This window comes from Nostoc sp. DSM 114161, assembly GCF_052692665.1.
In genome coordinates this window covers 5,099,994-5,111,631 of the sequence record NZ_CP195141.1, presented here as the reverse complement: position 1 = coordinate 5,111,631, position 11,638 = coordinate 5,099,994, and the positions used below count along the sequence as shown (strand labels likewise).

Here is an 11,638-nt window from a genome sequence, read left to right as displayed (position 1 = left end):
GTGGCTGTATCACTGTATCAATATTGCTCGACTCGATCGATAAAATTTAGTATGAGTGATGTAAATTTATCAGGATACCAAAGTCCCCATTCGTGTAAACCTTCTTCTACAGTAATTAATTGAGAGTTGGGAATAATTGCTGCCATTTGTTGAGCGTTATTTAATGGCGTAGTTAGGTCTTTATCTGACCATAATAACAAACAGGGTGCTTGAATTTTTGGTAGCAGATGGCTGATATCTTCGTACAAAGAAATTAGCAATCCTTGAATGACATTTGCTGTATTGAATAACAAGTTATAGGAGAAAACCAAAGGAATATCAACTAATTTCAATCTGCGCCTTGGAAGAAATATTTGAACCGTCATTTCGATCGCCCTTCGCACTATCATCTCCGGTATAGACGGCGCGGGAATCCCGGTACTATCTACCAGAATTAGACTTTTGACTTTTTCTGGAACAAGTGTACATAAAGTAATGGCAATACCCCCACCGAATGACTGTCCTACTACATGAAATTGTCGTAAATCCAAAACTTCCACAAATGAAAGGAGAATTTTGCTATAGCTAAGGTAATCCGGAATTAGCTCAGAGTAAGTCGATCTCGCAAAACTGGGCAAATCAGGAGCAATTATGGGATGCTGCTGTGCTAGTAGCTTCAGCACTTCTTGATAAGGCTCAGTAGAGATTGCCCATCCGTGTAGAAATAGGATAGGGATTGAACTCGACTCTAATGTACTTTGCTGATAAAAAATAGTGCAATCTTGTAAATCAACCCGATGATTAGTTAATTGGGATTTCAAAACTACAACCTCATTCACTATAACTCGATAAATCACTTAAGAGTTCTGGGAGCAGGGCCGCGAGTTACGTCCAGTCCTGATACGCGTGGTAAGGTAATCGTTTTGCCTGTTTGTGCTGCTTCGTAAATTAAAGCTATCAGTTTTTGATCTTGCAAACCTTCTTCCCCAGGGGTGTGGGGTTGCTTGTTGTTAATCAGACAATCGGCCATATGATCGATTTCTAAAGCGAACTGATTCTTTTCACTCAGACGCACTTCGCTAATGTTCTCTGCCATACTGTTGGTGGGTGATTTACGCGAAACCATCATTCGCAAACCGTTGTAAGAGAACGCCGGATCGAGTTGTCCCCAAGCATCAGAACCGAAGACACGAAACCGTCGTCCTTCATGAAAGCCGTAGCTAGTCGAGCAAATCGCTAGCACTCCACTGGGAAACCGCAATTGGAAAGTAACACTTTCTTCTACCTCTTTGAAGCGCGGATCGCCAGGAGTGCTGAAGATTTGAGCGTTGATTGCGATCGGTTCCTCTCCTGTCAAATAACGAGCTGCATTCAGACAATAAATTCCCACATCTGGCAAAGACCCACCTCCAGCCAAAGCGCGTTTCAACCGCCACTGATCTAAGTCGCCACCCTGGTTTTGTCCGTTGTCTGCCTGAATCACCTTTACAGTGCCTAATTCTTTGTTGCGAATCATCGCAATCATCGCCCGATGGTGTGGCTCGTATTGGCAGCGATATGCAATCATCAACTTGCGATTAGCTTGTTTGCACGCATCGATCATCTGCTGGCAATCTTCAACCGTGGTTGCCATTGGCTTCTCGCACAGAATATGTTTCCCGGCTTTTGCACCACGCACTGTATATTCTCGGTGCATACTGTTAGGTAGCACAATATAGATCGCATCAACGTCTGGATTGTTACGGAGATTGTCGTAGTTTTGATAGTTGTAAATGTTCTGTGGTTTGATGCCATACTGTTGGGCAACAAGATTTGCTTTGGCAGCATCTCCACTAACTAATGCAGTTGGCTTTGCTAATTTACATTCGGCAAACGCAGGCATGATTTCTTCTAATGTCAGTCTCCCCAGTCCCACGATCGCAAACCCCAAACGTCGTTCTGGAGGTAATGCTGTTGGCGGTCCGCCGGTCTCAACTTCGGTTTGTGCCGAGATGGGTTCAAACTTAATCTGTGGCGGCAAAGTTCCTCCGCGTGGAGTAGGTTGCTCGGTTGGTTGTTGGGCAGTAACTTCTTCGCCCATACTACCAATGGCGGCAGCTGAAATCGCTCCTAAGGAAGCAGTGGTGAGAATCTGACGACGAGAAAATTCTCCCTTAAACAATTTAGACATTGTGGTTTTTTAATTATGAAATTTTGAAATTACACCATTTCACAAAAGCGATCGCTCATAAGAAGTTGTTTGAAAAGTGTTTTGCTGTGGTTTTAAGCACGTTTAGATCCCCCCTTGCCCACGCCAGTCGTTCATGGGGGGAACCCCCTACGTACCCGTCGCTGGCTCCCCTTAAAAAGGGGGGAACTGGAATTAAAGTCCCCCTTTTTTAAGGGGGATTTAGGGGGATCTAAAACTTTCCGATACCGACAAGAGGACTTTTCAAACATCCTCTCAGAATACGATCGCTCGCTACAAAATCTATTAATTCACGATTGGTAAGTGCTGAGTATAATAGTCTTTTGCTTGTTTTATAGGCAACAGTTTCAGGGTGCTTGTAATCGCCTGCAATCTGGAAGCATTGATGTTTAAATCTCAGCCTCATACCCAAGAATTTTACATTTTTAGGTGTAACTCAAATAGTAAAAAAAAGATTACTGGTAAAGACCTATCCCCAGGCTGAAGTTGTCTTTGCTCCAAAAGACAGTCCTTTATTATAACCGAAGAGGGTTGCCAACATGGAAGTAATTTGTACTACGTTGAATTGTAATTGTTTAAAATCATATTTTGGATAAGGCAGAACTTATAGGACGCTATGCTAGGGAAATTGATTGACGTTCTCCCACCGCTATATCAGGATTACCTAATATAGCGGTGAATTACAAGAATCACTTATTTACTCAGCTTTAGCAATTCATCAGCAAAAAATGAATTTTAACTGTTATAAAACGTATTTATCAGGTGGTTATCTATTGGCAATCTAACTAGCGATCGCTAAAGCTTCCACTTTTTTAGTTAATAATATGTCTTAGATGAAAACCTCAACGCAAATAGTTAATTTTCATTTTACTTAGAAAAGAATTTAGATTAACTTTAAGTGCGATCGACAATACAAAAAATAGCGGTTAAAAAATTATTAAACGAGATTAATTTGGATATTAAGAGATGATTGCTACCTGATGTTGTTCAATTCAATAGACTTCTTGCAGAAGTAGGGAAAAGGAATAAAAAAACCTTTCCCCTTTAACCTTTCCCCTTTTCCCGCCTCTTGCAAAAGTAACTTTTGCAAGAGGTCTAATCTGTTGCCCATTGAAACCGTACCCCAGCACTACGTCCAGCAGCTTCATCTTCAGAGCGATCGCTTGGGAGCAAATACCTTTGTTGTTGTTATGCTCCCATAACAATACTTATACCTGCGCTTTTACTAAATCAACATCAGCAAGCCAGATCGGCCGACTTTGAGTCAATGGCGTTTCTCCCACAATCGGGGGACACCACTCCACCCCGTAAAGCCAATTGCTTGTGAGGCTAAAAATCCCTTGAACAATACGATGTGTCGGCTCGGCTTTGCACAGGTATGTCTAGCTAAATGGACACCAAATAAACCGTTGAACTCACGTTAAAATCAGTTCAGAATCTTTTTGTGAAGGCATACTATCTTGTACTAGAGAACGATTTGGTGTTTTGCCTTGTAACAGATTACTAGCAAATGCAAAAGTCGCGTTGACTTTGCGAGTACGCCACTCATCTATAAGTTTTTGTACTTGGGTAAGAGACATTCGCCGTGTCATTGCTTCATAAAGATAAGCAGCATGAGTAGTTTCATCTTTGGCGACACTCAAAATTCCCAGTTTTAAGTTGCGAGAAACAGGTTCATCATCGGGTAATGCATTCGCCATCCTTGCAAAGTCTTTGCTAGCATCTAACTCCAGAATGTAAGTGCTACCCATAAAAACATTCCAGTCAATAACAGCAGGTTTTAGTTGTTCTGAGGTGTAACCTTCAAAGAAGGCTGCAAAAAATGGACTACGCTGCTGTTGTGATTTATCTTTTGATGTGGTTTGAGGTTGACTCTTAAAATCTATAACTTGTTTATTGAGTTGCTTTAAACCGCGAGCGAAAATTTGACCGTGCCTAGTTTCATCTGATGCGTGTTTTTTGAGTTTTTCGGCTAACCATGTATCGCCCTCTGCTGCGGCGCGATCGCTTAATGCTGTCAAAAAAGGCACAGAACCAGATTCCGCTAGCTGAAACCCAGCAAGGATATTAGGGCGAGTTTTAGAGTCACGGATCTGAGCAGCAGAGTAGTAGGCAAAAGCACCAGAACCTACTAGATGCATCACGTAAGTCAATAAATTCATGAGAGATTCCCGCTAACCTTTTTTCTTATAGTAAACATTGGGCATGGAAGATTGGGGATTAGAAAAACTATTCAGCGTAACCCTATCTAGTAGTTCGCTTTCGTGACTTGGCTCTTTAAAGGGGAAAGGTTTTAAATCCCTTACCCTTTCCCCAGCCCTCACAACTGCATTTTTGGGTTGGCAGATCGGTAGATACAAACGGCGAAACATTCGAGCGCAAGTATCAATCAAAACTGTCCGATCGCCCCGAATTATAAATGCTACAAAAGTATGTAGCATAATACTTGGCGATCGCACCCTGGCGGCAGATCGTGATGATTGAAATTTCACTTACTCCTATTAGGCATTGAAACAGAAAATGCCGGATATCCCTCCTCAAACACCTGAGATTGCCTGAAATACAAAGATTAGTCAGTATGAGAGTTGCACAAAAGATATTTTAAGTAAATCTATACAACGAGTGAGTTGGTTTTAGTCATTATGGTGGATGTCAGAGCCTGTTATCGCGAGTTAAATTTCTAAACTTAAAAGCTTTAAATTAATGACTTGTTAAATAAATTATCAATTCTTTAGATAGGAAGCTTTTAAGTGCTTATTTTTAACTTCATCTTTAAATGTATTTACTGAAACTAGTTACTTTTGACACGTTAGAGTTTGTGATTACCAACAAAAAATACTTATTGGAACTTTACTTATGTATGTAACTGTATGGCCGGGTAATGTATATCCTTTAGGTGCTACTTGGGATGGAAAAGGCACAAACTTTGCTTTGTTTTCAGAGAATGCAACAGGTGTAGAACTTTGTTTATTTGATGCCGATGGTGATGAGATCCGCTTACCTCTGACAGAAAAAAACAATTTTGTTTGGCACGCTTATCTACCAGGAGTTGGGCCAGGACAACGTTATGGGTTTAGAGTACACGGCCCTTGGGCGCCAGAGGTGGGTCATCGTTTTAACCCTAATAAATTACTAATCGATCCCTATGCCAAAGCAATTGATGATGAAATTAATGATACCTCGGCTATCTTTGGCTATTGTTTAGATGCTCCGGAACAAGACCTAGCTTTTTCCGATTTAGATAGTGCCCAAATAATGCCGAAGTGTATTGTGATCGATGAATCCTTTGACTGGGGAGATGACAAACTACTTAGTAGGCCGTGGCACGAAACCATTATTTACGAAACTCACGTTAAAGGTTTTACTAAACTACACCCAGAAATTCCAGAAGAATTACGCGGTACTTATGCTGGACTGGCGCATCCTGCTGCAATTCAATATCTCCAACAACTAGGAATTACAGCTGTAGAGTTGATGCCAGTACATCAGTTTTTATCTCGTCCGGGATTTTTAGTAGATAAAGGACTGAAAAACTATTGGGGTTACGATTCCATCAATTATTTCACGCCCCACTCTGGTTATAGTGCTAGTGGAACTCTAGGGCAACAAGTAACTGAGTTTAAGCAGATGGTCAAAGATTTGCACCATGCTGGAATTGAGGTGATTTTAGATGTAGTCTACAACCATACTGGTGAAGGCAATCATTTAGGCCCCACACTATCACTACGAGGCATTGACAATAGCGTCTACTACCGCTTAGTCAAGGACGATCCCCGCTACTACATGGATTTTACAGGCTGCGGTAATTCTCTTAACGTCAGCCATGCCCAAGTTCTGAAATTAATCATGGATAGCCTACGCTATTGGGTAACAGAAATGCATGTTGATGGCTTTCGCTTTGATTTGGCTTCAGCGTTAGCACGAGAACTATATGAGGTTGATAATCTCGCAGCTTTCTTTGATATTATTCATCAAGACCCAGTATTAGCAGATGTCAAGCTAATTGCTGAACCTTGGGACTTGGGAGAGGGAGGCTATCAAGTAGGTAATTTTCCCTTACGCTGGTCTGAATGGAATGGCAGATATCGCGATACTGTGCGAGATTTTTGGCGTGGTGAAGATGATAGTCTCGGACAATTTGCTTACTGTTTTACTGGCAGTCCGGATCTGTATCAAACAAACGGCCGCAATCCCCACGCAAGTATTAATTTTATCACTGCTCATGATGGCTTTACCCTCAACGATTTGGTCAGTTACAACCAAAAGCATAACGAGGCTAACAAAGAAGATAACCGAGATGGAGAAAGCCACAACAGATCTTGGAATTGCGGTGTCGAAGGTGAAACTGATGACTTAGAGGTGATAAAGTTGCGATCGCGCCAGCAACGAAACTTTTTAGCAACTCTCATGCTGTCTCAGGGTATTCCTATGTTGCTAGGAGGTGATGAAATTGGCTGTACTCAGAAGGGCAACAATAATGTATACTGCCACGACAATGAACTTTCCTGGCGTGACTGGGATTTACAAAAGTCAAATGCGGAACTTTTAGACTTTACTCGCGAACTGATCAATTTCCGTCACCAGCATCCAGTATTTAGACGGCGTAAATGGTTTCAAGGTAGGCCCATTCACGGTTTTGGCATCAGTGATATCGGTTGGTTCAATGCCGATGGCACTGAGATGACCGAAAAGCAGTGGCTAGTTAGTTATGCCAAAGTAATGCAAATCTTCTTGAATGGTGAGGGGATTGTCACTCCAGGCCCCCGTGGCGAACGTATTATTGATGAAAGTTTTCTGCTATTTTTTAACGCTCACTACGAGATGATTGAGTTTACCTTACCGAATGTTTTCAAGGATAGAGAATGGGAAATGGTGATTAACACTGACGAACCTCGCTTTATCAAACCAGGAAAGTTTATTATCGGCGAGCAAACTCTACCAGTTACAGAGCGCTCAATTGTAGTCTTACGCCGTCTAATGTAACAACACAAAAAAGTTAGGATTTAGGCTAACGGTAGAAGCTAAGCTTTACTCTGTGCGATCGCCTTGAGTTTACTTTTGACTGCATTTATAATTCTTCAGTAATCTTGACATTGTAACTAGTGTATATACTTAGTTAATTTTAAGACAGTATTTTCGATGACAAGATTACTGTGTTTAATAAAGAAGATTTTTTCTACCTTTCAACTGACCTATTCTGTATCATCGCTGCCGATGGTTGTTACCAGGAAGTGAATCCAGCGTGGGAACAAGTATTAGGATGGAAACGAGAAAACTTAATCGGGCATCCTTGGTTAGAATTCGTACATCCTGAGGATATTGCGATCGATCGGCTACTAACCGAACCACTGCAAAATTTACACTGGGATAACCGTTATCTTCACAAAGATGGTAGTTATCGGTGGCTGTCTTGGAGTCTGTCAACTAACCAACAGGGACTCATCTATGCAATCGGGAAAGACATTAACCAGCGAGTGCGGCAAATACAAGCACTTGAAACCGAACGCCAAAGCCTTTATAACCTACTGAATCAGCTACCCGCTTTTCTTTATCTGCAACCCAATAATTACGGTGTAGGGTTTTATAACCAACGTTTCCAAGAGATATTTGGAGACCCGACAGGAAAACGTTGTTATGAGGCGATCGCTGGGTTAAAACAACCTTGTCCAGTGTGTCCCACATTTCGCGTTTTTGATAGTAATGCTCCGCAACTTTGGGAATGGGTTGATAGTAAAACAGGTAATGTCTATCAGATTTATGATTATCCGTTCACCAATATGAACGGTGAACCAATGGTTGTGGAAATGGGTTTAGATATCACTGCTGTCAAAAAAGCAGAGGTAGCTTTACGACAGCGAGAGAAAGAATTAACCCAAAAAAATCAACAACTCACTGAAGCACTAACACAATTAAAAAAGACGCAAGCGCAATTAATTCAAACTGAGAAGATGTCTTCTTTAGGACAACTAGTGGCTGGAGTGGCTCATGAAATTAACAACCCTGTTAACTTCATTCATGGTAATATTATTCATGCTAAAGAATATATTCAACAATTACTAGAACTGCTGCAACTTTACCAAAAAGAATATCCAGACCCTACACCAGTAATTCAATCATCCATAACAGTAAACGACTTAGAATTTATTACTGAAGACCTCAAAAAATTGCTCGATTCGATGAAAACGGGAAGCGAACGCATTAGTGATATTGTACTATCCTTGCGGAACTTCTCACGACTAGATGAATCAGAAATGAAAACCGTAGATATCCACAGTGGTATTGAAAGTACGCTATTGATTTTGCAAAACCGCTTCAAAGTCAAATCCAATCATCCATCAATTGAAATTATTAAAGAGTACGGTCAAGTGCCTTTAGTAGAATGTTATGCGGGTCAACTTAACCAGGTTTTGATGAACATTCTCGCTAATGCGATCGATGCTTTAGAAAATTGGCCTGTAATTAATGAGTGCAAAAAACCACAAATTTCAATCCGTACTCTTGTACTCAACTGTGATTGGATTGCCATAGAGATTGCTGACAATGGCATAGGAATGTCGCCAGAAGTTCAAAAGCGTCTATTCGATCCTTTTTTTACAACTAAACCAGTAGGCAAGGGAACAGGTTTAGGAATGTCAATTAGTTATCAAATTATCACAGAAAAACATCAAGGACGCTTAAGCTGTATCTCATCTCCAGGAGCAGGAGCTAAATTCATAATTGAGATTCCCATGCAACAAATTAAATCCGCAACTAAAGTTGATTAAATGAAGCGCCGCAGAGGAATCATAGGTGATTTAGCAAACCCATGCAATTCATAGAAATGAATTGCCGAATAATTATCAGCGTCTGTCAAAAGAGTAATCCGAGATACATCTTTACTGCGACAAAATTCTATTGCTTTAGTAATGAGTTCTGAACCAATGCCAGCACCTCGATAATTAATATCTACTACCATGTCTTCTAAAATGGCAACTAATCCTCCTTGGGCTGTGCTAATTGTAAATAAAATGTTCGCCATTCCTACGAGTTTTTCTTGTTCCCGTGCAACTAAAATAGCTCCAACATGAGGCTGCGTAATAATTGCCTGCAAACCCGCAGTTTGTTTATTTACATCTGGTAGGAACTCTGCTTCTTGGGAGAACAATGAATTCAGAAGTGGGATCAGCGCTGGTATATCTGTAACTGTTGCAATTGAGACTGTGACCATAACGAAGAGTTGGAGCAAATGTGTTAACCTTCATGAGCATAAGGCTTTCAAATCCTCAAAGCCAACAGCAATTTGTGGGAATTAATAGAGGTTTTTACTTTTCTCTGATACAGAAGCTAATTTCATGTATGGCTTGCTTTCGGGCTGACAAATTAGCGTTCAGGAGTTCAGGAAAAAACAACTGTAAAATTTAGACAAGCTTGAGCCTGGTAAAGTTAATTTTTTCCTTAAGCTTGCCAAGACGTTTCTTGCCATGATAATGTCAAAGTATGCATCCACCTTAAGGATAGTTTTAGATTCAATAAATTCTCTGCATCAGCCTGCTTCATACCGTTTCAGATATATTCTTCTGTTTGAACAGGCATTAATTGTATCAAGTTGCTTAGTGCTTTCTTGATACTATTTGAATCGCGTTCTACCTTTGTCATAAGCTATTTGGCTTAATTTTATCTTATTTAGCCTGAGTTCAAGAAATAGAGAGTTTATCTATTACTTGGAACAATAAACTCCTGCTTGCAAGGACTAGATAATTTGTAAATCCGTTAGTCAATGTTAAATTAGTCTTCTTATTTGTTTATTACCTCTTCGCCTTATTCTTTTTGGATAGGTAAGGAATAAACACACACAATAATAGTAGCCAAGGGAGAGAAGAAAGAACTATTTTGCTCCCGAACTTTTTGCTGGCAATGCTTTTCTGACACAGAGCTTTGATTTGCCTTTGAGGCATCAGTTTTATCGAGCGCTAATTACCAATCAAGATACGTTGGAGATAGAGAAATGTCTAAGCAGTTCAATGAACATCAAACTGACATTCTAGAACAGAGAAAACAACTAATTGGGGAAGTTTTGAAAGCTTATCCTGATAAATCTCGCCAAAAGCGAGATCGGCAACTTAATGTTTATAAACAAGGCAAGTCAGACTGTGGCGTTCAGTCAAATGTGAAATCAGTTCCGGGTAGTATGACTGCTCGCGGTTGTTCTTACGCTGGTGCTAAGGGTGTAGTCTGGGGCCCAATCAAAGACATGATTCACATTAGTCATGGGCCTGTGGGTTGTGGTTACTGGTCTTGGTCTGGCCGTCGGAACTACTATATTGGTACTACTGGGATTGATTCTTTTGGAACTATGGATTTCACTTCTGACTTTCAGGAACGAGATATCGTATTCGGAGGTGATAAAAAGCTTACCAAAATCATCAAAGAAATCGAAGAACTTTTCCCACTTAATCGAGGTATTACCATTCAATCTGAATGTCCTATTGGTTTGATTGGAGATGACATTGAAGCTGTAGCTAAGAAGTCTAGTAAAGAGATTAGCAAGCCGATTATTCCTGTACGTTGTGAAGGCTTTCGTGGTGTTTCTCAGTCTCTAGGTCACCACATTGCGAATGATACCGTTCGTGATTGGTTATTTCCCTATGCTGAGCGCACCAAAAAACAAGGAAAACTTCTCAGCTATCAACCCGGCCCTTATGATGTTGCAATCATCGGTGACTATAACATTGGTGGTGATACTTGGTCTAGCCGCATCCTCTTGGAAGAAATTGGCTTGCGTGTAGTTGCTCAATGGTCGGGTGATGGTACTCTCAATGAGATGATGCTCACACCTCAAGTGAAATTAAATTTAATTCATTGTTATCGCTCAATGAATTACATTACTCGTCATATGGAAGAAGCTTATGGCATTCCTTGGTTGGAATTCAATTTTTTTGGCCCTACCGAGATTGCTAATTCCTTACAACAAATTGCTGCTAGATTTGACTCTAAGATTCAAGAAAATGCTCAGAAGGTAATTGCTAAGTATCAACCAACAATAGATGCAATTATTAGTAAGTATCGACCGCGTTTGGAAAACAAAACTGTGGCGCTGATGGTCGGCGGACTACGCCCTCGCCACGTAATTCCTGCATTCAAAGATTTGGGGATAAAGATTGTGGCTACAGGTTATGAGTTTGCTCATCATGACGACTACAAACGTACCATTGACTATATTGAAAACGGTACTATCATTTATGATGATGTAACTTCTTACGAATTCGAGAAATTAATTAAAGCACTCAAACCCGATTTAGTAGCTTCTGGGGTTAAAGAGAAATACGTTTTTCAAAAAATGGGTTTACCTTTTCGTCAGATGCATTCTTGGGATTACTCCGGGCCGTACCATAGCTACGATGGTTTTGCTATTTTCGCGCGGGATATGGATATGGCTTTAAATAATCCTTCTTGGCAATTGATTCGTACTCCTTGGAATCAAGGAACTTAGGA

General features: G+C 40.6%; 8 protein-coding genes. 3 read left to right on the top strand and 5 right to left on the bottom strand.

Annotation, left to right across the window (positions count from 1 at the left end; translation table 11 throughout):
* Positions 1-17 precede the first annotated feature (17 nt).
* The 4 genes from NSTC745_RS21850 to NSTC745_RS21835 form a co-directional block, all read right to left on the bottom strand.
* Complete coding sequence (locus NSTC745_RS21850) at positions 18-800, bottom strand: alpha/beta fold hydrolase (RefSeq protein ID WP_445632817.1); 783 nt, start codon at positions 798-800, stop codon at positions 18-20.
* Positions 801-832: 32 nt separating this feature from the next.
* Positions 833-2,149, bottom strand: a complete 1,317-nt coding sequence (locus NSTC745_RS21845; RefSeq protein ID WP_445632816.1) for a Gfo/Idh/MocA family protein — start codon at positions 2,147-2,149, stop codon at positions 833-835.
* Positions 2,150-3,375: 1,226 nt separating this feature from the next.
* Positions 3,376-3,543, bottom strand: coding sequence for a DUF1392 family protein (locus NSTC745_RS21840; protein WP_445638657.1), 168 nt, complete (start codon positions 3,541-3,543; stop codon positions 3,376-3,378).
* A 39-nt stretch (positions 3,544-3,582) separates the two neighbouring features.
* Positions 3,583-4,329, bottom strand: a complete 747-nt coding sequence (locus NSTC745_RS21835; RefSeq protein ID WP_445632815.1) for a ferritin-like domain-containing protein — start codon at positions 4,327-4,329, stop codon at positions 3,583-3,585.
* A gap of 694 nt (positions 4,330-5,023) precedes the next feature.
* Between NSTC745_RS21835 and glgX the strand changes: the two genes are divergently transcribed.
* Complete coding sequence (gene glgX / locus NSTC745_RS21830; protein WP_445632814.1) at positions 5,024-7,150, top strand: glycogen debranching protein GlgX; 2,127 nt, start codon at positions 5,024-5,026, stop codon at positions 7,148-7,150.
* A 170-nt stretch (positions 7,151-7,320) separates the two neighbouring features.
* Complete coding sequence (locus NSTC745_RS21825; protein ID WP_445632813.1) at positions 7,321-8,931, top strand: PAS domain-containing sensor histidine kinase; 1,611 nt, start codon at positions 7,321-7,323, stop codon at positions 8,929-8,931.
* On the opposite strand, the gene NSTC745_RS21820 is transcribed toward NSTC745_RS21825, so the two are convergent.
* Entirely contained in the window at positions 8,928-9,374 is a 447-nt protein-coding gene (locus NSTC745_RS21820; protein ID WP_445632812.1) for a GNAT family N-acetyltransferase, read from the bottom strand. The genes NSTC745_RS21825 and NSTC745_RS21820 overlap by 4 nt on opposite strands.
* Positions 9,375-10,151: 777 nt before the next feature.
* Between NSTC745_RS21820 and nifD the strand changes: the two genes are divergently transcribed.
* Positions 10,152-11,636: a nitrogenase molybdenum-iron protein alpha chain gene (gene nifD / locus NSTC745_RS21815; RefSeq protein WP_445632811.1), complete on the top strand. Its 1,485-nt coding sequence runs from the start codon at positions 10,152-10,154 to the stop codon at positions 11,634-11,636.
* The last annotated feature ends 2 nt before the right edge of the window (positions 11,637-11,638 follow it).